19 protein-coding genes are annotated in these 23164 nt (G+C 63.0%); 6 read left to right on the forward strand and 13 right to left on the reverse strand.

The features are described 5' to 3' along the window. Nucleotides 1–126: 126 nt before the first annotated feature. From pcaD to zwf, 5 genes are read right to left on the reverse strand one after another with little or no spacing between them, the layout of a single operon-like run. Nucleotides 127–906: a 3-oxoadipate enol-lactonase gene (pcaD, locus tag AC5E6W_RS11465; RefSeq protein WP_491752425.1), complete on the reverse strand. Its 780-nt coding sequence runs from the start codon at nt 904–906 to the stop codon at nt 127–129. A gap of 28 nt (nt 907–934) precedes the next feature. After that, nucleotides 935–2299: an MGH1-like glycoside hydrolase domain-containing protein gene (locus AC5E6W_RS11470; protein ID WP_491752426.1), complete on the reverse strand. Its 1365-nt coding sequence runs from the start codon at nt 2297–2299 to the stop codon at nt 935–937. Nucleotides 2300–2344: 45 nt separating this feature from the next. Then, nucleotides 2345–2851 (reverse strand): TlpA family protein disulfide reductase, encoded by a 507-nt coding sequence (locus AC5E6W_RS11475; protein WP_491752427.1) that lies wholly within the window; start codon nt 2849–2851, stop codon nt 2345–2347. A 2-nt stretch (nt 2852–2853) separates the two neighbouring features. Next, on the reverse strand, nt 2854–3384 hold the full coding sequence (locus AC5E6W_RS11480; RefSeq protein ID WP_491752428.1) for a rhodanese-like domain-containing protein: 531 nt from the start codon (nt 3382–3384) through the stop codon (nt 2854–2856). 38 nt (nt 3385–3422) lie between these two features. After that, nucleotides 3423–4826 carry a glucose-6-phosphate dehydrogenase gene (gene zwf / locus AC5E6W_RS11485; RefSeq protein ID WP_491752429.1) on the reverse strand — a complete coding sequence of 468 codons (1404 nt, stop codon included), beginning with the start codon at nt 4824–4826 and terminating at the stop codon, nt 3423–3425. Nucleotides 4827–5296: 470 nt separating this feature from the next. Between zwf and AC5E6W_RS11490 the strand changes: the two genes are divergently transcribed. The 4 genes from AC5E6W_RS11490 to AC5E6W_RS11505 all read left to right on the forward strand — a co-directional run bounded on the left by AC5E6W_RS11490 (nt 5297) and on the right by AC5E6W_RS11505 (nt 9523). Then, nucleotides 5297–6247, forward strand: coding sequence for a hypothetical protein (locus AC5E6W_RS11490; protein WP_491752430.1), 951 nt, complete (start codon nt 5297–5299; stop codon nt 6245–6247). A gap of 146 nt (nt 6248–6393) precedes the next feature. Continuing rightward, the gene (miaB, locus tag AC5E6W_RS11495; protein WP_491752431.1) at nt 6394–7788 is read left to right on the forward strand and encodes a tRNA (N6-isopentenyl adenosine(37)-C2)-methylthiotransferase MiaB; all 1395 of its coding nucleotides are present in this window, start codon (nt 6394–6396) and stop codon (nt 7786–7788) included. A 46-nt stretch (nt 7789–7834) separates the two neighbouring features. Beyond that, nucleotides 7835–8362, forward strand: a complete 528-nt coding sequence (locus AC5E6W_RS11500) for a bifunctional nuclease family protein (protein ID WP_491752432.1) — start codon at nt 7835–7837, stop codon at nt 8360–8362. Between the two features lie 27 nt (nt 8363–8389). Continuing rightward, nucleotides 8390–9523: a glycosyltransferase family 9 protein gene (locus AC5E6W_RS11505; protein WP_491752433.1), complete on the forward strand. Its 1134-nt coding sequence runs from the start codon at nt 8390–8392 to the stop codon at nt 9521–9523. Here AC5E6W_RS11505 and aroA read toward each other — a convergent pair. Continuing rightward, a complete protein-coding gene (gene aroA / locus AC5E6W_RS11510; RefSeq protein ID WP_491752434.1) occupies nt 9520–10854 on the reverse strand; it encodes a 3-phosphoshikimate 1-carboxyvinyltransferase in 1335 nt (444 codons plus the stop codon). The two genes, AC5E6W_RS11505 and aroA, sit on opposite strands and share 4 nt — an antisense overlap. A gap of 17 nt (nt 10855–10871) precedes the next feature. Beyond that, a complete protein-coding gene (locus AC5E6W_RS11515; protein WP_491752435.1) occupies nt 10872–13496 on the reverse strand; it encodes a M1 family metallopeptidase in 2625 nt (874 codons plus the stop codon). Between the two features lie 176 nt (nt 13497–13672). On the opposite strand from AC5E6W_RS11515, the gene AC5E6W_RS11520 reads away from it, so the two are divergent. After that, nucleotides 13673–15043: a sugar porter family MFS transporter gene (locus AC5E6W_RS11520; RefSeq protein ID WP_491752436.1), complete on the forward strand. Its 1371-nt coding sequence runs from the start codon at nt 13673–13675 to the stop codon at nt 15041–15043. Between the two features lie 72 nt (nt 15044–15115). Here AC5E6W_RS11520 and hpt read toward each other — a convergent pair whose 3' ends face one another. Next, nucleotides 15116–15682, reverse strand: coding sequence for a hypoxanthine phosphoribosyltransferase (hpt, locus tag AC5E6W_RS11525; RefSeq protein ID WP_491752437.1), 567 nt, complete (start codon nt 15680–15682; stop codon nt 15116–15118). A gap of 114 nt (nt 15683–15796) precedes the next feature. Between hpt and AC5E6W_RS11530 the strand changes: the two genes are divergently transcribed. Further along, the gene (locus AC5E6W_RS11530; RefSeq protein WP_491752438.1) at nt 15797–16687 is read left to right on the forward strand and encodes a prolipoprotein diacylglyceryl transferase; all 891 of its coding nucleotides are present in this window, start codon (nt 15797–15799) and stop codon (nt 16685–16687) included. A 77-nt stretch (nt 16688–16764) separates the two neighbouring features. Here AC5E6W_RS11530 and AC5E6W_RS11535 read toward each other — a convergent pair whose 3' ends face one another. The 5 genes from AC5E6W_RS11535 to uvrA form a co-directional block, all read right to left on the reverse strand. Further along, complete coding sequence (locus AC5E6W_RS11535; RefSeq protein ID WP_491752500.1) at nt 16765–17388, reverse strand: M48 family metalloprotease; 624 nt, start codon at nt 17386–17388, stop codon at nt 16765–16767. A 156-nt stretch (nt 17389–17544) separates the two neighbouring features. Further along, the gene (locus tag AC5E6W_RS11540) at nt 17545–18123 is read right to left on the reverse strand and encodes a hypothetical protein (protein ID WP_491752439.1); all 579 of its coding nucleotides are present in this window, start codon (nt 18121–18123) and stop codon (nt 17545–17547) included. Beyond that, on the reverse strand, nt 18120–18554 hold the full coding sequence (locus tag AC5E6W_RS11545) for a hypothetical protein (RefSeq protein ID WP_491752440.1): 435 nt from the start codon (nt 18552–18554) through the stop codon (nt 18120–18122). Before AC5E6W_RS11545 ends, AC5E6W_RS11540 begins: the two co-directional genes overlap by 4 nt. Nucleotides 18555–18669: 115 nt before the next feature. Next, entirely contained in the window at nt 18670–19998 is a 1329-nt protein-coding gene (locus AC5E6W_RS11550) for a tetratricopeptide repeat protein (RefSeq protein ID WP_491752501.1), read from the reverse strand. Nucleotides 19999–20012: 14 nt separating this feature from the next. Then, nucleotides 20013–23132 (reverse strand): excinuclease ABC subunit UvrA, encoded by a 3120-nt coding sequence (gene uvrA, locus AC5E6W_RS11555; protein WP_491752441.1) that lies wholly within the window; start codon nt 23130–23132, stop codon nt 20013–20015. Between the last annotated feature and the right edge of the window lie 32 nt (nt 23133–23164).

Genomic DNA, 23164 nt, shown 5'->3' on the forward strand with positions numbered 1-23164 from the left:
CGCTCAAACCCCAACGATTGCAAGACTTTCGTCCACCTCTAACCGCCCACTTAACACCTTCGTTGTAGGCCGAAGCTGAGGGGTTGCGTTAGCGCTTATGCCGGACGCCAACGGCTGTCAGGCAGGTCAGCTCTCCAGGAACTCGCGGAGCAGTTTGTTGAACGCTCCCGCCTGCTCGATGTTCAGCAGGTGCGCCGCATCCACCTCCGCCACTTCTGCCCCCGCGATATGCTCCGCCATAAAGCCCGCGTCCATCCCCGTGGTCGTCGCGTCCTGGGTTCCGAAGACGATCAGCGTCGGCGTCACGATGCTTTCCATGCCCGATCGAAGATCCGTATCGCGCAACGCCGCGCAGCAACCGGCATACCCCACCGGATCACAAAGCTCAAAGCGCTGCCGGATCGCAGCGACTGCCGCGGGATCTCTCCATCGGTAGGCCTCCGTGAACCAGCGCTCCATCGTCGCGCTGGCGATCGACGCCATCCCGTGCTCCATCACGGTCGCGATGCGCTCGTTCCACCCGTCCGCCTTTCCAATCTTCGGCGCCGTGCTCGCGAGCACGAGCTTGTTCAGTCGATCGCCCGCGTGAGCCCCCATCCACTGCCCGACGCAGCCACCCATCGAAAGCCCGCAAAGGTGCACGCGCTCCAGCCCCAGATGATTCAGCAGGGCAAGCAGGTCGCCGCCCAGCTGGTCGATGTTGTATGGACCGTCCGGCACAGAAGACTCACCATGGCCGCGGGTGTCATAACGCAGGATGCTGAAGTGTGGCGCGAGTTCCGCAACCTGTGCGTCCCACATACTCAGCGTTGCGCCGAGCGAGTTCGAGAAGACCAGCGCGAGCTGGCCAGGGTTGTCGGAGAGTTCAAAGTGCGTCCGAAGGCCATTGTGTTCAAAGAAGGGCATGTGTGTGGTGCTTTCGTTTGAAGTCTCTCTACGATCGGGCGTGGTGCGGAAGCATCTCGAGCACCAGCAGGTTCCAGTCCATGAAACCAGCATGGCTCAGCGGTTCACCGCTATCAGGATGGTAGTACTCGTTGAGTGAGCCGGAGCGCCGAAGATCGCGCGCAAGCATGCTGATCGTAACCGCGGCGATTGCTTCTGCCTGCTCGCGCAAGCCCGCCCGCGCCAGCCCGCTCCACGTCAGATAGTTGGCGATGATCCACACCGGCCCAAGCCAGTTGCTGGGATTGCTGCTCGCCGCCAGCGAATACATCGGCTCTATCGCCGAGAGCGTACGCACACCATAGCGTGCTCCGATGCCATGCTCGTCGCGCAGGTGCCCGGCCAGCGCCCGGCTCTGGTCCTCTGTCGCAATCCCGGCCCACATCGGAAGGAAGCCCGTGAAGGTCTGCAGCCGCAGCGGCAGCGATTCCCAGCTCATCGGCATGCCAAGAGGAATGCCGTGGATCAGCTCAGCACGGCGATCGAAGCACTGCACGTCGGCCGTGTAGAAAAAGCGGTCCCGCGGATCCCAGCAATGCTTCTGGATGGCTCGCGCGAGCGTTGTGGCGTCGCGTTCATATTGCTCCGCGTCAGAGGTGTGCTCCGTGCGCCGTGAGAGCTCCGCAGCAGCCTTCAGGTCCTGGTAGTAGAGACAATTCAGCAGCAGGTTCGCCGACGAAAAGAATGGCCGCCCGAACGTGGTTGGATCATTGTCATTGCCGATCGCCACGTCGTCACCCCACACCAGCAGCCCCGTGTGGCTGAGGTTATCCACGCGCCATGACTCATAAAAGCGCCGCAGCTTTGCGAGCGAAGGCTCGAACCAGCGCGAATTGCGCAGTTCGGCAGGCCCACGGTCAGCGGTCAGCAATGCCAGCTGCGCGAGCACTGGCTTGGCCTGGTTCTCCTGATGCGGACGCGATCCCTTAAGGCACCCCAACGGGTCGGCATCGCGCATTGTGATGAGCATCGGAATGCGCCCATCGTTGTTCCCGTCGCGGCCCTGGTGGTCGAAGAAGTTCGCAAGGCTGCCGCGAGCATGCTCGGCGACATCAGCGCCTAACCCCGCATCCTTCGTCCGGTCGGCAAGCTCAAAGAGCCCACGCGCCGTCCACAACGTGTCCCAGTCCCACAGGTCGGCCGAGTACGTCGCGCCCGGCAGTGTGGGAGAGATGCTGGGAAAGCGGAGCACGCCCGCAGGCTTGCGCAACAAGTCACGCGCATGCGTCGCGAAGTACCGCAAGAGCAACGCGGCGTCATCGGAGTTGACATCCTCGAAACCAAGAGCAAAACTCTTCGCCGCCGCGGAGACGCCGGCCAGCGAGAAGCTACGGAGCAGGTCGCGTCGATTCATGCCTTGCCTTGGATCCTCTCTGCTACTTCGTAGTCAGCCACTCCGCTACCGCAGTAGCTCCTTGACCTTCGCTTCCATCGCATTGAGTTCCGTTTCCCCATCGAAGCGCGCACGAACGATCCCCTTGCGGTCGATCAGCAGCGTCACCGGCACACCCAGCACGCCGCCGTACAGCGTCCCCAGCTTCGCATCGCCCATCATCACGGGGTAGTTCAACTTCGCCTTGCGCACGTAAGCATCCACAGGCGGCTCATCGTCGTCGATCGACACACCCAGCACCTGCAGACCCAGCGGACCGTAGTGCTGCTGCCACTCCATGAAGCGCGGAATCTCCACCTTGCAAGGCCCGCACCACGTCGCCCAGAAGTTCAGCAGCACCACATGGCCGCGATACCCCGTGAGGCTGATCGGCCGATGATCGAGACCGGACCGCGTGAACGCAGGCGCAGGACGATTCAGCAGAGGATTCTGCTCAGTGGGGGCAGCAGGACGCGCCGAGGCACAGGACACCACCATCGCAATGCAGGTAAGAAGACGGGCCGCAACTCGCATCGCTACTTGCTCGCCTCGGAGGGATAGCCCTTGGCCACCCAGTTCGCGCCGAAGTTATCGGCCAGGTACAGCACGCGCACATGGGTGAATCCCATGTCCTGAAGCAGCTTCCATGCTGGCCCAATGTTTGGGCATCGGCTCCACGGACAACACCCGCAATAGAGCACGATCTCGCGATCCAGCGGCATGTCTTCCACCCGCGCTCCCAGCACGTTCAATCCCGCGGCCTGCGCGGTCGGGCCCGCATACTGCGCTCCGGGGATGTGTGCCTGCTCGAACAGCACCCGGGAGCCTACTTGCAGGATCAGCACGCCCTTCGCACCGGCCTTGAGTTCCGTTGCAAAGGCCTCGGGCTGAATCAGCCGATCCTGAGGCACCACGGACGCGGGAACATGATCGGGCGCGGGAGACGCCTGGGCGGCAATGTTCCGCGCACACAAGAGCACTGTGACGAACATCAAGAGCACTGTGACGAACATCAAGCCGGCGACGAGCCTGCCGGCGGAGAAACGATGGAGGTGCCAACGGATCATCAAAGATTCCTTTCCCGCCATCGTAACTCGCTCCAGCGTTACGACCCCTGCGGAATCATCCTGAAGTCCTCGGGCTCGCCACTCTGTGGAACCTCCCAGCCTCCCGGCGGCGTGGTGCGCTCGCTGGTCGGACCCCAGGTATGCGGCTCGTAGACGCGCAGCGGCGTATGGGCCGCAAGCACCGGATCGACAATCCGCCATGCTTCTTCAACGTAGTCCTGGCGCGCAAACAGGGTCGGATCTCCGGCCATGGCATCGGTGAGGACGCGCTCGTACGCCTCCATCTCGTCCGGCTGCTCGTGGCGGCAGGCAACCAGCTCCACACCGGCACGTCCCGGCTTGCCAGGATTGACCACGCTGACCGCCATCGCGATGGTCATCTCCGGGCTGATGCGAAGCCGAATGTAGTTCTGCGGCCCCGGATCTTCATTGATCCACGTCTCCGGAGGCTTCTTGAACTTGGCCAGCACCTCCATGCACGTCATAGGAAGCTGCTTGCCCGCGCGGATGTAGAAGGGAACTCCGCTCCACCGCCAGGACTTCAGATCGACCCGCATCGCCGCGAAGGTCTCGATGTCGGAGCCCTTCGCCACTCCCGGCTCATCCAGGTAGCCGTCGAACTGTCCGCGCATCACATCGTCGGGATGCACCGTCTGCATCGCTCGCAGCACCTTCACCTTCTCGTTGCGGACGGACTCGGCATCGTTGCACGCCGGCGGCTCCATCGCCACGTTACATAGCACCTGGAAGATGTGGTTCTGCACCACATCGCGGATTGCTCCGGTCTGGTCGTAGAACGCCCCTCGACCCTGAATGCCGAAGTCCTCCGCCATCGTGATCTGCACACTCTCGATATAGTTGCTGTTCCAGAGCGGCTCCAGGAAGGTGTTGGAGAACCGGAAGCTCACCAGGTTGTGCACCGGGCCTTTGGCCAGGTAGTGATCGATGCGGAAGATGGCGGACTCCGGAAACGCGCTCAGCAGGATGCGATTGAGCTCCCGGGCCGACGCCAGGTCATGGCCGAAGGGCTTCTCCACGATCATGCGTGCGCCTTGCGCCGCACCGGACGCCACCAGCTGTTCGACCACCTTCTCAAACAGCACTGGAGGAATGGCAAGGTAATGCGAGGGGCACTTTGCATCGCCAAGCTGTAGCTTGACCTGAGCGAAGGTCGCAGGATCGGCGTAATCGCCATCGACATACCGCAGCAGGGAACTCAGCTTCTCCCAGGCGGCGGCATCGACACCGCCGTGCTTCTCGAGTGAATCATGAGCCCGGGCCTTCAGCTGGTCCAGGTCCCATCCCGCCTTGGCCACGCCAATGACAGGAACGTTTAGCGAACCTCGCTTCACCATCGCCTGTAGGGCGGGGAAGATCTTCTTGTAAGCCAGGTCTCCGGTGGCGCCGAAAAATACCAGCGCGTCCGACTGCATCTTGCTCATGTACACGACCTCCAGGAGTGCGCCGGCCGCTCCGGCAGAGATGCTTGCCGGCAGCACCAGCTGTCTCCCAGCATAGATGTCCCGAGCTTCCGTGAGCGAACCCGGGAGAAAGCAGCAAGAGGATCATGCCCGAGTGCAGCCAGGCAGCACCATGAAAGTACCATTACGAAGGTCATAGCCCGCCCCGATGTGCCTAAAGGCTAAGGTCTGCATGCCTCGGTAACGTGCAGTGTGCAAAATTGACCGCACGCAAGAGATGTCGTCCACATTGAAAACACCGCGCGGCCGTAGGTCATTGTTAACCATGCATCGATGGGAGCGATATCACACGCCACAACCGTTTTTCGCGTCGTGCGGGGACTCAAATTCCGTCGTGCATCTGCCGGGGGAGATGCGCCCCGTTTGTGTCATATCGAATCGTGGTTCACGCCGTAGCATCGATCTTGCGAAGGGGCAGGAGGGACCGGCCTATGTCTTACAGCGTCGGAAGAGTCATCGAATGCGAGCGCGGCGTGTTCGAGCGAAACCTGGATCTGCGGCCATTCGAGGTTGCCCACACGCTGCGAGATCATCCTCTGTTGCAGCTCCCTTCCCTCGTCGAATTGGCCGAGACCATGTCCCATCGAGCCCCGAAGGATGTCCACTACAACCAGGGAGTGATCGAGACACGCGACGTCGGGGCCCACCGTTCTCCTCCCTCCCGCGACTATGCGGCCCGGCTGCTGCACTTCATCGATCAGGCCGACGCCTCCGTCCTCCTCCGCCGGGTGGAGCAGCAGGATGGCTATCGTCAGATCATGGAGGCGCTGGTGCTGGACGCCCTCTCGCTGGCCGGCAACGAAGCCAGCAACCTGCTTCGCCGCATCGAGTGCTTTGAGTTGGTCCTGCTCGTCACCTCACCCAACCGCGTTACCGAGTACCACGTGGACAGCGACTGTTCCTGGATCTTCCAGATCCACGGCGCCAAATCCGTGCACCTGTTCGACCGCGATGACGCGCACGTGCTGCCCCAGGAAGAGCTTGAGCGCTTCTATGCCGTCGACAGGCGTTCGCCTCGCTATAAACCGCAGTACGAGGCCCGTTCGACGGTCTCGACCATCGCGCCCGGAACGGGACTCCACATCCCCGCCAACACCCCACATTGGCTGTTGAATGGCCCCGACGTCTCGATCTCGCTCAACATCATCTTCCACCTCAGGGACACGGTCCACGCGAGCCTCTATCGCGCCAACCACTTCCTCCGCCGCATCGGTGTCAAACCCGCAATCCCGGGCCGGAATCCTCACAGGGATCGCGTCAAGGCTGTCGCCTCGAGCATCCTGACCCAAATGGGTCGCCAGCTCAACTCGAAGAACATCCGCGTCCCACGCGAAGCTGTGATGGAACGCCGCCGGATCGCCTCCCTCGTCGCAGCCCGCTGACGCCGTTTCGCCGTAATCGCAGCAGCAAGCCGTGCGCTTGACTGCGGCATGGCAGAGTCCCACCGCTACAATGGAGAGAGCGTCGGTCGCCTCGCGAGTCTCACTGCGGGCTGCCCGGCGATAGATTCAACCGGAAGTCTCTCTCCATGTCGCGCACCTTCTACATCGAAACCTTCGGCTGCCAGATGAACGCCCACGACTCCGAAAAGGTCGTCGGCACACTCGTGCAGGAGGGCTACACCCAGACCTCCGATGAGGCCGAAGCGTCGCTCATCCTCTACAACACCTGCTCCATCCGCGATAAGGCCGAGCAGAAGGTCTTCCACCGCCTTGATGTGTACAAGCGGCTGCAGGGAGAAGGGAAGCGTTTCGCCGTCATCGGCTGCGTCGCCCAGCAGGAAGGCACCAAGATCTTCGAGCGCGCCCCCCACGTCACGCTGGTCGCTGGATCGTCCTCGTATCGCAATCTTCCACAGATGCTGGAGCGCCTCGAAGCCGGCGAGCGCCGCATCACCGGCCTCGATGATCGCGACACCGACGAGACTTTCGACACCGAGTTCACCGCGCGCTCCAACCCGCACCGGGGCTACATCACCATCATCGAAGGCTGCGACAAGTTCTGCGCCTACTGCGTGGTGCCCTACACCCGCGGCAAGGAGCGCTCGCGCACCTCTGGCAGCGTGCTCGCCGAAGCCCAGCGCATCGCCCAGATGGGCTACACCGAGATCCAGCTTCTCGGCCAGAACGTCAACAGCTACGTCGACCCGACCGGCAAGCGCAACTTCGCGGAGCTGCTCGCCGCCGTCGGCGAGGTCCCCGGCATCCAGCGCGTCCGCTTCACAACCTCGCATCCGCGCCAGTTCACCAAAGACATCGTCGACGCCATCGACGAGCGCCCCGCGCTCTGCAACCACATCCACCTGCCCGTGCAGTCGGGCTCGTCGAACGTCCTCAAGGCCATGCAGCGTGAGTACACCCGCGAGTGGTACCTCGAACGCATCGCCTGGATCCAGTCCGCCAAGCGCGACATCTCCATCACCACCGACATCATCGTGGGTTTCCCCGGCGAGACCGACAAGGACTTCGAAGACACCATCACCCTGCTCGATGTGGCGAAGTACGACAGCGTCTTCGGCTTCAAGTACTCCCCCCGCCCCAACACGCCCGCGATTCACATGCACGACGCCATCCCGGACGAGGTGAAGGTCGAGCGCTTGAGCATCCTCAACACCCGCCAGCGGGAGATCCAGCGCACCAGCTACGAGCGCCACATGGAAGCTCTCGTTGAGGTGATGGTCGAATCTAATACCGCCAATCCACGCGGTCAGTTCACCGGCCGCAGCTCGCAGAACAAAACCGTCAACTTCACGATGGAAGACTGCATCGTCGCGCCGCCCGTCGGCAGCTATCTCGACGTCCGCATCGACCGCATCTTCCCCAGCTCCCTGGCCGGCATCGCCATTTCGCAGCCCAAGGCACCCTCGCCGGCCCTGCTTGCCCAGCAGGCACTGAACGCTCGCTTCAGCCCGGCGGCCGGCTGATTCCACGCTGTTCGCCACAGCCAGCCCCTCAGAGTAAACTCTTCGCATGCAGATTCCGGGCTTCAAGTCGGAGGTCGCCGCCAGCGAGCAGGAGGTTGAGGTCCGCATCCGTGGCCTCATGATGGACCCCTCCACCCGGCAGCCCATCGTCGTTCTCAACGACCTCTCCGGCCAGGTGGTCCTCCCCATCTGGGTTGGCCTCTTCGAAGCCAATGCGATCTACCTCGAGATCGAAAAGTCCACCATGCCCCGCCCCATGACGCATGACCTCATGCGCAACCTCGTCAGCAGTCTCAATGGCCGCGTAGCGCGAGTGGTCGTGGGCTCGCTCCTCGAAGACACCTTCCACGCCACCATCTGGCTCGACCAGAACGGTGAATCCGTGGCCATCGATGCCCGTCCCTCCGACGCCATCGCACTCGCCCTGCGCTCTGACTGCCCCATTTTTGTCTCCAAGTCCGTCTTCGACCATGCCAAGGCCGCCACAACAGGCGCTAACATGAACGCCTCCGACGAGCTGCGTCGCTGGCTCGAGGGACTGAACGACGACGAGATGGGCCGCTACAAGATGTAGCTGCCGCACGTTGTAGTCTGGGTGGGAATGCGGACCCTTCTTCTCCGAGGACTGTACTCGGTCTTACGTGCCATGCGGCCCCGCCGGCCCACAGGTCTCGAGGTCCGTACCGTCCTCCTGCTGCACTACCAGATGCCTCTCGGCTGTTGTGTGCACGCCACGCCCATCTTCGCCGCCGTCAAAGCTGCAAGACCCTCGTCGCGTCTCATCGTGGCGACGCGAGGGCTCGGCGCCGAAACCTTCCGCCATGATCCCCACATCGACGTGCTCATCGAAACCTCTGACCCCAGAGGCTCCCTCGGAGCGCTGCGCAAGACCGCGTCCGAGCTGATCGCGATACTGCGAGATCGCGGCGAGTCAGTGGACCTGGTGCTGCAGCCCGCGACCGACCGTGCAGGCTCATTCGCTCTGCTGGCACTCCTCTTGCGGCTTGCGCCAACGGTCGGCTTCGCCAACCTGCCTGAGCTCTACGACACCTATCTCGCGTACAACAGCGAGCTGAGCCTCATCGACAACAACCTCCGCCTCGTCGGAGCACGGAGCCCTCATCGCGAACCCGCCGTCTACTTCGTGCCGCGGGAGTTGGCCGAGGCGCGTGCGCTCCTGCTCGAAGCAAACCCAGCCCAGCTCCCTGTGTGCGCCTTCGTCATGCAGGGCAGTGGAGGCCAGAGCACTGGCTGGCACGCCGACCGCTTCGCCTCGGTCATCCAGCACGTGGAGGTACGAGGCTACGAGACGATCTTCCTCGGCACCCAGGCGGATGAACCCAGGATCCAGTCGGTCCTCGATCTCGCCGGTTCCTCTGGTACTTCTCTAGCCGGTCGCACTACCATCGCGCAGCTATCTGCGCTGCTGACCCAGTGTGACCTGCTGGTCTCCATCGATACCGGCACGATGCACGTAGGGCGCGCAGCGGGTGTCCCGATGGTCGTCCTCGGGCCCTCATGGCAGCGGCCCATCGAGTGGCTGCCGCTCCAGGTCGCGAACGCCCGCGTCCTGCGCGGCCAGGATCGCAGCGAAGCCCCCCCCGGCTATCAGCTTGACGAGATTCAAACCGCCGACGTGATCGAGGCGATCAACAACCTCAGCACGTTCTATCCGCCCTCGCAAGAGTCCCGCGAGTCTCGCGCCCAACGCCTGCTCAGTAATGTCCGCGCCTAGCGAACCGCCAGCTCATCCAGCCACGTATAGAACTCAGGGAACGACACCGCGGCAGCCTCAGCACCCTCGATTGCAGTCTCGCCCTGCGCCCGCAACGCCGCAATCGAGAACGCCATCGTAATGCGGTGGTCGAGACCTGAGTCCACGACGCCGCCACGCAACGTCTGTCCACCCGGGATGTCCATACCGTCCTCGTGCTCCGTCACCTCCGCACCCATCGCGCGCAGGTTCTTCACCACCAGCGCAATGCGGTCGGACTCCTTCACGCGCAGTTCGCGCGCATCGCGAATCTTCACACCATTCTTGCTATAGGGCGCAATCGCCGCGATCACCGGAAGCTCGTCGATCAGCTGCGCCGCAAGCTCGCCCGCAATGTCCACGCCCTTCAGTCCCTCGTGTCCGCGATTCACCTGGATCGTGCCCACCATCTCGCCATGCTGCTCCTGCACGTCGAGGATCTTCACCACACCACCCATCGCCGTCACCACATCCAACATGGCCGCCCGCGTCGGGTTCACTCCCAGCGAGTCCAGTACCAGGTTCGAGTCCTCAAACAGCAGCGCCGCACACAGGAAGAATGCAGCCGAGCTCATGTCGCCGGGGATCGTCACCGACTCGATGGCCTTCAGCTTCTGCCCGCCACGAATGTGCAGTCGATTGTCCTTGCGCTCCAGCTTCACGCCGAACGCCCGCAGCGCGTGCTCCGAGTGGTCACGCGTCCGCACCGACTCCGCGATGGAGGTCACACCATCCGCTTCGAGCCCCGCGAACAGCACGGCCGTCTTGACCTGCGCGCTCGCAATCGGCGACTCAAAGTCGATCGCCTTCAGCTGCGCTCCGTGAATCGTCATCGGAGCATGACCCTCGGTCAGGTCGATCTTCGCTCCCATCAGCTCCAGCGGCTTGCGGATACGCTCCATTGGCCGCACCGTCAGCGACTCATCGCCGATGAAACGGAACTCGCCCTTCTGACCCGCAACCAGCCCCGCCAGCATCCGCATCGTCGAGCCCGAGTTGCCGCAATCCAGATCGCCCGCCGGCTGCTGCAGCTTGCCACCCACCCCCGTAACGTGGATATCCTTGCCGTCGAACTCGACCTTCGCGCCCATCGCCTTCATGCAACCCAGCGAGCTGTGCGGGTCTTGTCCGCTCGAGAAATTCTCCAGCTTCGTCGTGCCCTCGGCATACCCCGCCAGCATGGCATAGCGGTGCGAGATCGACTTATCGCCTGGCAACATCAGTGAGCCGCGGAAGCCACGTGCCGGGCGCACGATCTTGGTGATGGACGGAGAACTCGAGTGGGACGCGGTACTTTCTGTTGCGGATGCCATGGCAGTATTTTACCGTCCTATTCCGGATACTTCGTCCGTATCCGCACGGTGCGCTCGAGCTCGTCCGCGTTCTCAATCACCTTGCGCCGCAGGTCCGGATCCAGCCCCGGCTGCGCCGTCCACTCTTTCACCACCTCCAGCGACGCCGCGCTCGTCTGCCCATCCAGGAACGCGCCCAGCCACCCGCCCAGGAAGAAGATCTTGCGGTCCCTCTTGATCTCTGGCAGCTGATCGAGCGCACGACGAAGATATGGCGCGGTCAACTCCGTCTGGTTCCACGCATTGAAGCTCCCCAGGCTCTGCGTGATCCAGTCCTCCGGCTTCGCTCCGGGAGACCCAGGCAGCTGCTGATACGCCGCAAAGTAGCTCGCCTTCGTCGTAGCATCCGGGGTGCCCGCTGCGAGTGCCCACGCATATTTCTGCCCATCACCTGAGGAATCTCGCTTCTGCTCGTCAGCAAGAATCCGCGCCGCATCTTCATCGCCCAATGCAATCAACTTGCCCACAAGGTTCCACCGGTCGAGCGGACGCAATTCGACGCCCGGTACCTTCAGTGTCCCCGCCAGCATCTGTTTCAGCGTCCCTCGCGCTGCAGGCGTCTCCGCAGCAGAAGTCAGCAGCCGGAAGTGAATCAGTGCCAGATCCGTGCTCTGAGCATGCATCATGCGATCCGTCATCGCAGCTTCCAACGCCGCAGCCAGCGGCTGCCGCGAGCTCGCACTCAGATACCGATGCATCGCTGTGATGGCGTGAGATCCCTGCGCCCGGGCAAGGTCGGGATCCTCTTCACTCGGTAGACTCTTCTGGACCATCGCCACGTACTCACGCGGTGCCCAGCGCACCGTGTGGACCTGATCCCACAACGCTCCCCACAGCATGCTGCGCAGCAGAGGATCGAAGCTCGCACGCTCTGCTACCAACCGCGTTTGTAGTGCTGCGCGCGAGCCATCATCCATCAGAAATCGTCCATAGCCCTCGTCGCCTGCATTCGCGAAGACATAAGCGGGGCATGGGCGCCCCACAGCTGCGCGCACCTCATAACTCTTCGTCGCCCAGTCGACGCGCAGCGTCTCAGCCTTGCCCTTAGTATCCGCAGGCGCCAGCAGCACCTCATTCGCGATAGGCCACGTAAATCCATCCGGCAGCACATCCTGCTGCGAGAGCGTCAGCTTCGCAAGCTTGCCCTGCGCATTGCAGCTCCAGCTGACGGACACCTCCGGCATGCCACGCCGCAACACCCACGCATCCGCCCAGCTCTTCACATCCTGCCCACTCGCCCGATGAAACGCATCGACCAGGTCCGCCCATGTCGCGTTTGAATATGCATGCTCGCGCAGATAGATCCGCAACCCATCGCGAAACGCCTCATGCCCCAGCCGGAACTCCAGCTGCTTCAAGATCGACGGTGCCTTTTGATAAACAATCGCGCCATACGCGCTCTTCGCGTCCTTCAGGTTCGGCACGTCCTGGTAAATCGGCGTGGTGCCTTCGGTTTCGTCGATCCCATACGCCGCGGGCTTGATGCTCTCGTAGAAGTGCTTCCACGGGTTCGTCTCCGAATGCAGCGAAGCCATCGCGCTATACGCCATGTACTGCGCGAAGCCCTCCTTCAGCCACAGGTCGTCGAACCACCGCATCGTCACCAGGTCGCCGAACCACTGGTGCGCCAGCTCATGCAGCACCGTCACATCGCGATTGAACCGCTCGGTCGCCGTCGGCGCCACGCGGAACAGCACGCTTTCTTCCTTCAGAAACGTCTCGCCTGCATGCTCCATGCCCCCAAACGGGAAGCCCGGCACCAGCAGCAGATCGTACTTGGGGAACGGATATGGCTGCGCGAAGTACTGCTCGAACCACGTGCGGCCTTCGGCAGTAAGTTTCTGCACCGCCGGAGCCTCAACTTTCGCCTTCGCGAGTTGCGAAGCACGAACGTAGAGATCCGGCTCGCCCGGCTGTCCCGCCAGCTTTGCCCACGGTCCCGCAGCAAACGCGAAAAGGTACGTTGAGATAGGCTTCGACTCCGAAAAGATCCACCGCTGCTGCCCCTCGCGCGACTGGCTCACGTCCGGCTTCGTATTCGCAATCACCGTCCACGCCGCCGGAGCATCGATCTGCAGCGTGAACTTTGCCTTCAGGTCCGGCTGATCGAAGCACGGAAACGCCATGCTCGCGTCCATCGGAACGAACAGCGAGTACAGGTACTCGTTGCCGTCGTCCTTATCCTCAAAGCGTGTGATCGCCGCTCCAGCTGCGGCAACCCGCGTGCCAAAGGTCAGCTCCACGACGTTGTCGCCAGCGCGCAGCCGCGCCGCGGGAAGCATCAGGTGGCCGTCGGTCTCCGCGACGCCAAGCGGCGCTCCATTCAGCATCGCTGAGTGGAGCACGCCATCGCGGAAATCCAGCGCGAGGTCCTCGCGCGCGCCCTCAGGCGGCAACGTAAATCGTAGCGTCTCCCGGCCGGGAAGGACGCTGGCATGCGCCGCGACGGCAAACTCGAGACCATACCGCACGTCACTCACCTGCGCTGCTCGCTCCTTCGCCAGCGTCCGCGATACGCCGCCGCCCGGCCCCTCGGCTACCGCCGCCCCAACGCCCAACATGCCCAGACCGATCGCCGCCACGCACCACGTCCCAAAACGCACCGTTGGGCCCTCCACTCGTTCGCTGATTTCTCTGGTTCCAGCTCGATGCTACCCTCCCGGCCACTTACGTGTATGCGCGGAATGATCTGATAGCGTTATCACACCCTTGACGGACGTCTCTTGCTCAATCCTTGCGTTGTAGAGAGAATGTCCCGACTCCATCTTTCGCAGGCGACATGAAACTCAACTCCTACGTTCTTCGCAGCACCATGGTCGGCGCACTCGGCGGCCTGCTCTTCGGCTTTGACACCGCGGTCATCGCCGGCGCCAACCACGGCCTCACGAGCACCTTCCACCTCCAGAACGTTCTCTGGCATGGCCACACCGTCTCCCAGCTAGGCATCACCGTCTCCATCGCGCTATGGGGAACCGTGATCGGCGCCTTGACCGCAGGCGCGCTCGGCCAGAAGTACGGTTCGCGAGAGATGCTCCGCCTGACCGCGGTGCTTTACCTGCTCTCCGCTATCGGTTGCGCGTTCGCGCCCACCTGGGGCATCTTCCTCGCGGCGCGCTTCCTCGGCGGACTCGGCATCGGCGGCTCCTCCGTACTCGGCCCCGTCTACATCGCCGAGCTCGCTCCCGCCCACATCCGCGGCCGTCTAGTAGGCACATTCCAGATCATGATCGTCGTCGGCATTCTACTCGCCTACCTGTCCAACTACCTCATCAGTCTCGCCCACCTTGGCGCCATCGAATGGCGTTGGGAGCTCGGGGTCGCCGCATTGCCGGCGGCAATCTTCATGGTGCTGCTCTATACCATCCCTCGCTCTGCGCGTTGGCTCACTACGCAGGACCGCTTCGATGAAGCTCGCGAGGTTCTCGAGCTCATGGGCTCGCCGAACTCGCAGGCCGAGATCGACGAATTCAAGGAGTCGCTTCACCTCGAGATCTCCGGCAGGCAAGCCAGCCTCTTTGAGCGTCTAAACGGCCGCTTCCGATACGCGATCCCAATGTTTCTCGCCTTCTCCGTTGCGGCGTTCAATCAGCTTAGCGGCATCAACGCGATCCTCTACTACCTCAACGACATCTTCGCGGCCGCTGGATTCAGCCAGGTGTCAGCCAACATGCAGGCCGTGGCCATCGGGACGATGAACCTGCTCGCCACGTTTCTCGGCATGCTGCTGATCGATAGACTCGGCCGCAAGGCTCTGCTGCTTATCGGCGCGGTCGGAACAACAGCGTGCCTGGCTTTCGTCGCGATAATCTTTTCCACCCACAGCCATCAGAACCTTCTCGTTTGGGCGCTGGTGGCCTATATCGCGTTCTTCGCGATCTCCCAAGGCGCCGTCATCTGGGTCTACATCAGCGAGGTCTTCCCGACCCGCGTCCGCAACAAGGGCCAGAGCCTCGGCTCCGGAACGCACTGGGTGCTCAACGCGATCGTCTCGTATGCGTTTCCGCTGGTAGCTGCAAAGTCCGGGGGCGGGGCGCCCTTCGTCTTTTTCGCAGTGATGATGGCTCTGCAGTTCATCGTCGTGCTCTTCTTCTTCCCGGAGACCAAACAGGTCTCCCTCGAAGAGCTGCAGAAAAAGCTCAAGATCGTGTAGCCAGCCACACGCCAAGCAAAAGGCCGCCCTCAATGGACGGCCTTTTGCTGCTCGTACGTGGTACGCCGAATCCTAATGTCCCGGAGGCGTATCCGGGTACAGCCGAATGTCATCGATGCCGCGATAGCGCTCGGCATAATCCATGCCATAGCCAATCACAAACCGGTTCGGAATCTGGAAGCACACATAGTCGGCCTCGATCGGCACCAGGCGGCGCTCCGGCTTGTCCAGGCAGGTCGCAATCTTCAGCGACGCCGGCTTGTGCTGCAGCATCAGTTGCCGCAGGTAGCTCAGCGTCAGACCCGTATCGAGGATGTCCTCGACGATGATCACGTGCTTGCCCTCGATCGGGTTGTCGATGTCCTTGATCAGCTTCACCGCGCCCGACGAAACGCGCGCCCGGCCATAGCTCGAGACCGCGACGAAGTCGAAGGTGTTGTCCACGGTGATGGACCGGGCAAGATCGGCAAGAAAAATCGCCGCGCCCTTCAGTACGCCGATGAGCACGATCGACTGCCCGGCATACTCCTCCGAGATCTGCTTGCCAATTGACGCAACGCGCTCCGCGATCTGATCTTTCGAGAAAAGAATGTCCATGGAGGCGGGCGCAAGGTACGGGGGGAGGGGGGGCGTGGCCATAACGAATCAAGCCTAGCGAAAGAACCGCCGCGAAGCGACCCTCCCGCTGAGGAAAACTAGCGCTATTCGAACATCGTGCTCCGTTGATCGCACGCTCCGTATACTTGAAGACGCATGTATCCGTATCTCAATCTGGGGTCGATCCACATCGGCACCTTCGGTTTGCTCTTGTGGGTCGCCGCTGTCTGCGCGACCATCGTCCTCCACAAGAACTTCGTTCGCAACGGTGTTGCGACTGATGCTCTCAATGTCGTCGCCCTCGTCGTGCTAGCCGGAATCCTCGGCGCCAAGGCCTGGCACGAACTCGAAGACCCAGCTCAGCTCGCCGAATCCTGGCGCCTCATCATGCTGCCCGGCTGGCATCGCCCCCTGGATATGGTGATGGACTTCCTGCGCTGGTTCCAGGCCGGCTTCGCGTGGTACGGCGGCCTGCTCGCCGCCATCGCCACGCTGATGGCCTGCGGCGCATCCACAAAGCCCAACGGCCTCACTGGTCTGCGTGGAGCGATGCGGATGCTCGACCTCGCCGCCCCCGCGGCGGCACTCGGCTACGGCATCGGCCGCATCGGTTGCCTCACCTCGGGCGACGGCGACTACGGCGTCAACACCACGCTCCCGTGGGGCGTGCACATGATGACTGGCCCGGACCAGTACCACCGCGCCCTCGTCGTCCCCACGCCGCCCACAGCCGCCGTACAGCCCACGCCCATCTACGAGCTCCTCTTCGGCTTGCTGCTCTTCTGGCTGCTCTGGACGCTCGCCGCGAAGGCTCGCCCCCTAGGCTGGATGACCGGCCTCTACCTCGCCCTCGCCGGCGTAGGGCGCTTCCTCGTAGAGTTCGTCCGCGTCAACCCCAGGCTCTACTTCCACCATACGATGTCGAATGCGCAGGTAGCCTCACTGGGCAGCGTGCTCTTCGGCATCGCCCTTGCCGTGGCTTCGCGAAAGAACCTTGCCATCGAGCCAGTACCTTTGCCTCCAGAGGCAAGGGAAGCGACAGCTTAGCGCGAAAGGAAACGGGTGCCCCATATCTCGAAGAGATGTGGATTTGCAGGATCTCAGCGTCGCCGCGAGATCCTGACTTATAGCCGCTTCAAATACTCCCGCGCCAACGCCAGCTCCGGGAACAACCTCTCCTCGGCCTGGAACTCGCGCGAGTGCACGCACCGCCGTCCCGCGCGCACCCGCACCGGATGCTTCAGGTGCAGCATCTCGTGGTACAGCAGGTATTCGATGGCATACCGCGGCGTCCCCGGCTTATCAAACACCTTGCTCACGACGATCGTGTTGTGCGCCGCGTCATAGTGGCCTAGCATCCGCCGCGCCACGTGCTCGCTCCAGGTCAGCGTTGGCCGTCCCAGCAGGCCATGGAAGAAGCGCTTGTTCACCGCTTCGAAGACCTCGTCGAGGTCATACACGCGCCCCTTCGCCGTCGTAATGCGCTTCCGCCCACGATCCTGCCGAATGCGTTCCGCCTGCTTCGCCACCGGCTCGGACTGCGTGTAGCGGCGGTAGCGGTCGGCGAGATACGGGGCAATTGGTTTGCGGTAGAGCTTCGCCAGAAGAATGTGTGCAATGGCCTGGTGGATCGTCTCGGGCGCGTGCTCCAGCAGGTCCGACAGCCGCACGATCAGCTGGCCTTCACGTAGACGGATCGTGGTGTTCAGGCTCGTGAAGCGGCGGAACTTGATCTCCATTGGCGGCATCGGAGCCCGAGGGCGGAGATCGCGATACGCCTCCGCGAAGATCGCATACACAGCTTCAGAGACGGGGGGAAGTACGGTCGGCACGCTCTTTCGAGGTTAACACGCTGGGCCCCCGCGCATCCTGTACCCCGTTCACGCGATGAAACCCATTGCGAACTATGGCTCACGACCCGCCATCGGCGCATGCGGATCGCCCCGCTTCGCCTTTTCGGCCTTTTCCGCATCAGGATGCGCCTTGAAGTACGCCTCCTGTTCGGTCTTCATCTGGTCGGCAATCTGCCGCGTGTCCTTCACCGCGTCCAGCGCGATGCGCCGCACCACGTTGTAGTGCTCGTCGTCCACTGCTGCCCGCAGAGAACTCGCCCACCGCTCCGTCGCTTCCACCAGCTTGGGCAACTCCTTGCGAACATCGCGGTGCTTCTGCCCGTACTGATCGAGGTTGTCATTCAGCTCGTCGGCAATCTGTCCAAACTGGTCCATCGCATCATGGAGATCCTCAGCCGTGGAAACATGCTGGCGTCCATGCAGCAACTCGTCGATCCACCGCTGCCGGTCATCGAGGATCTTGACATACGCCGCAATGCGCGACAGCGGCTCGTAGGCCGAATCCCGCAGCGAGTCGACCTCCTTCTCGCTGAGCACACCCTCCGTAGCCTGTGCCCGCAGACCCGCCACACAGCCAGCCAGCACAACGCCGGCAAGCAGCATCGCCAGCCCTCGAGCAAACCGCTTCACCGCGAGAACACCAGCCGCAGCATCGTCGCGTGCAGTTTGTCGAGCTGCGTCAGCGAAGCCTGGACGGCGTCCCGTTCTTCGGCCGTGGCTGCGCGCGCCATGTCCGAGAGCCTTTGCTGCGTATGTTCCATCAGCTTCTCGGCGTTCTTCAGCCGCCTCGCGTTGCCCGCGGAAGCCGCGTCGATCTTATGCATCACGCGATCGATCCGCCCCATCGTCGCTGCGACCTTCTCTTCATCTCCCGCAGCCATGGCTCTGCCCGCGGCCTCGGTAAGGCCGTGCAGCACCTCGGTGTAAAGGAAGCATTGTTCCTGGGGTTTGGCTTCATCAGCCCGCTGCTCGAGCAGCGCCAGCGCCGGTGCGTCCAGCATCGCCTCATCCGGTGCGGAGGCCGCCAGCGCACAGGGCGCGCCCGCTACAAAGAGGCCCAAAGCAAGTCCCAGTCCTGCCCACGAACTGGCCCGAGGTGAGATTCCCACAAACTGCCGATCGACCATAGCGCACCTCCCGGGGTGACGCCTTGTTGGTGACGACGGAGCCGATTTCCTACTTCGTCGACTTCAGTGCTACCAGCCGATGACGCGCCTCAAACTCCTCGTCGGGGAATTTGCCGTTCGCCATCGCCAGAAAGGCCCGATATGCTTTCGCCGCTTGCTGGTACTGATGCAACGTATCGTACGCGGTTGCCTCGAGGAATAACGAAGCTGGCGATTCGGCAAGCACTGTAGCACGCGCAGACAAGGCCTGCAACGTGGTCTTAGGATCGCTGTTCCTGGAGGCGGCGAACGCCAAATGTCCTGCAGCTTCTCCCCAATCCGTATCATTCTGGAACCCGGCCCGCTGCGCCACCGCGCGAGCCAGCACCTGCTGCGCTTCGGCGTACTTCTGCTCCTTCACCAGCAGCCCTCCCAGCGCATCTTTGAGCGCGGGTTCGCCCGGGTTCGCCGCCACCAGCTGCCGGTACAGAGGCTCCGCCTTCGCATTGTCGCCGGCCAGCCCGTACAGCTGCGCCAGCATCCGCGTCATTGCGGGATCCGCCGCAAACTCCGGCGACCGCTCCCGCAATCCCTCGACCAGCGGGATCGCCTCAGCGGTCTTGCCTTCTGCCGCCAGCACGGAAGCCATCTGCGCCACCAGCCGCGGGTCGTCCGCGTGCTTCTCCAGCGCAGGCTTCAGCACCGCTTCCGCATCGGCGTTGCGGCCCAGCTTCACCAGCACATGCGCCAGCCCCGCAGTCGCATCCACGTCGGCTGGATTGACCGCCAACGTCCGCCGATAGGCCGTTTCCGAGTCCGTGGGATCTCCCGAGCGCTCGGCCAGCTCGGCCGTCAGCGCGGAGTCTCCTGACAGCTCTCCCGTCAGCCGCACCGCCGTCAGCAACTCATCCGAGGCCGCAGCGGGATCGGTCGAAGCATCCAGCCGCGCCAGCGCCCTAAGCGCGCGCCCACGAAGATCCGGGGCAGCGGTCTTCATTCCGGCGACCACCGTCAGCTGGCTCCGAGCCTCGTCTGCCTTGCCCACACGCGCCTCGAGCAGACCCAGCGCCAGCCTCGGCTGCGCCAGCCCGCCATCGGCAGCCACCGCAGCCGCGTAAGACTTCGCCGCCGCATCCCGCTCGTCGTTCGATTCCTGCGCATAGCCCAGGTCGTACAGCACCTGCGAGTCGTTGGGCTGCTTGGCGGCGAGCTCCTGCAGCTTGCCTTCGGCGGTCTTGAAGTCACCCTTCTCAAGCGCGGCCTCAGCTTCACGTAACGTCTGCGTCGTCGGGTCCTCACGCACCTCATCTGCCCGGTGTGCTCCCGGAGGAGGAGCCTGCGCTACCGAGAAAACCGCACCCGCGAAGAAGACGAACGCCGCGCCCAACCCCGACCTCATTGCCAACCGACCCACTACGCTACCTCTTGCTCTTTCGCCGCGCGCTCCTGCTTGATCGCAGCCCGCGGCGAGATCTCGCCCTTCAGCACCGGCGCCAGCCAGTACCCAGTGTGAGACTCCTTCACCTTCACAATGTCTTCGGGCGTGCCCGTCGCGACCACCGTGCCGCCGCCCGATCCACCCTCCGGACCCATGTCGATCACCCAGTCCGCGCACTTGATCACATCCAGGTTGTGCTCGATCACCAGCAGGGAACCGCCGCCATCGATCAGCTTCCGGAATGCCGCCAGCAGCTTCGCTACGTCCTCGAAGTGCAGACCGGTAGTCGGCTCGTCAAGGATGTACAGCACCCGGCTCGCCGCCCGCTTGGCCTCGCCGCGCACGCCCACCGCACCACCCGAAGCTCCACTGCGCGCATTGGCAAGATGAGTCGCCAGCTTCACGCGCTGCGCCTCGCCGCCCGAAAGCGTCGTCGCCGACTGGCCCAGCCGCACATAGCCCAGCCCCACCTCGTCCAGCACGGCCAGCTTGTCCACGATCTTCGGGTGCCCGGCAAAGTACGTCAGAGCCTCGCGCACCGTCATGCCCAGCACATCGTGGATGTTCTTGCCCTTGTACTTCACCTCGAGGATCGCCGCCTTATAGCGTGTGCCGTTGCACTCCTCGCACGGCAGCTCCACGTCGGCAAGGAACTGCATCTCCACCGTCACCGTGCCATCGCCCTCGCAGACGTTGCATCGCCCACCCGGCACGTTGAAGCTGAAACTCCCCGCCGTCAGGCTCTTGCGCTTGGCATCCGGTTGCGACGCGAACAACTCGCGAATCGCGTCGAAGGCCTTGATGTACGTCACCGGATTTGATCGCGGCGTGCGCCCAATCGGCGACTGGTCGACCAGGATCACATCGTTGAGAAACTGCGTACCCGTAAGCTCGCGGAACAGATGCGCCGGAAGATCCTTCTGGCCCTCTTCGCCTTGTCCCAGCGACTGTGCCAGCGCGCGATATAGCACCTGGTGCACCAGCGTCGACTTACCCGAGCCCGATACGCCAGTAACGCAGACCAGCATGCCCAGCGGAATCTCAATATCCACCCCGCGCAGGTTATGCTCCCGCGCACCCCGCAGGATCAACGTCTCACGGCCCGGCTCGCGCCGATGCTTCGGCACCGCGATCTGCGTGCGCCCGCTGAGGTAACGCCCCGTGATGGAAGCGTCGCTCTTCTTGATCTCATCGACCGTCCCCGCGGCCAGCAACTTGCCACCCAGCTCACCCGCTCCCGGCCCCAGATCCAACATATAGTCAGCTGCGCGGATCACATCGGGATCATGTTCGACCACGATGATCGTATTGCCCAGGTCGCGCAGGTCTTCAAGGATGTGGATCAGCTTCGCTGTATCCCGCGTGTGCAGCCCGATCGACGGCTCATCGAGCACATATAACGCACCCACCAGCCGCGAGCCCAGCGAACTCGCCAGCTGGATGCGCTGCGACTCACCGCCGCTCAGCGTCGAGCTCAACCGATCCAGCGTCAGGTACTCGAGCCCTACCTGCTCCAGGAATCCGATCCGCTGCCGCACCTCTTCGAGAATCTTGCCCGCAATCTCCTCTTGCGAAGGCGATAGCTGCAGGGCATTGAAGAAGTTCTTCGCCTCGGTAATCGTCAGCGACGAAGCCTCGCAGATATTCTTCGTCCCACCCGACACATAGTCTGCCATCACCACAGCGCGAGCCTCTGCTCGCAGCCGCTGGCCCTTGCAGTCCGAGCACGTGGCATAGCCGCGATACTTCGAGAGGAACACCCGCACATGCAACTTGTACTTCTTGCGCTCCAACTCCGCGAAGAAGCCACGCACGCCGGCCCAACCACGGCCACCGTCCCACAGGAAGTCCCGCTGCGCCTGCGTCAGGTCGAACCACGGCACATCGATAGAAATCCCAGCGGCCTTCGCCGAACGCTTCATCTCGCCATGCCAGGCGCGGTACTTGGTCTTCGTCCACGGATCGATCGCGCCCTCATCGAGCGTCTTTGACTTGTCAGGAACAATCAGCCCCGGATCGAAGTCGATGGTGTTCCCAAAACCCTGACAGCGTGGGCAAGCTCCATAAGGGTTGTTGAAACTAAACAGCTGTGGCTCTGGCTCGCGGTACGCCCTATGGCAATCCACGCACGTGAACGCCGACGAGAACCTCAACACCCTCGGCTCTTCCGTGTCCTCGCGCGGCATCGTGCGAAATACAATCTCTCCCGATTCGCGATAGCCCGTCTCGATCGCATCCACAAGCCTCGAGCGGATCTCGGCCGAGAGCGCAAGTCGATCGATCAGAACAAAGATCGGCCGCTCCGGGTTATCGCCCTCGGCCGCCACAAAGTCCAACTCCAGCAGCGACTCCGGCGTCGAGAACTCCACAATCTTCCCACGCGGGTCCGCACCCGACTCAAGCTGCCAAAGCCGGTTGAATCCGCGCCGCCGCAGCTCGCCCAGCCGATCCCGCAACGCATCGGTCAGCGGATCAGCCTCGCTCTTCGCGCCCTTCACAACCTTGGCGGCCTTCTTCGCTGCAACGCTCTTCGTGGCCCGCTTCTTCGGAGCAGGCTCTTCGCCTTCCGTCTCCAACCCTTCCGGCGCAGCCACACCATTCAGAGACTCCAGCTTCACCTCGCGACGGAAGATAGGGAAGAGCGCATACACCCGCGTGCCCTCAGGCTGCGTTAGCACCCGCGTCACGATCTCATCCACCGTGTCGCGCCGCACGATGCCGCCGCAGTGCAGGCACGTCACCGTGCCGCAACGCGCATACAGCAGGCGCATGTAGTCGTAGATCTCAGTCGCCGTCGCCACAGTCGAGCGAGGATTGCGCGTCTGGTTCTTCTGCTTGATCGCAATCGCTGGCGCCAGCCCATCCATGAAGTCCACATCCGGCTTCTCGATGCGCTCCAAAAACTGCCGCGCATACGCTGACAGCGACTCAACATACCGCCGCTGCCCCTCGGCATACACCGTGTCGAAAGCCAGCGAACTCTTGCCCGAGCCCGAAACCCCACTCACCACCGTCAGCGCACCATGCGGAATGTCCACATCGATGCCCTTGAGGTTATGTGTCCGTGCTCCCCGAATTGTGATCTTGTCGTTCAATATTGTCTGTTCTTTGCTCTCTGAACCCTTGG

The sequence above is a fragment of the Bryocella sp. genome, assembly GCF_058498515.1.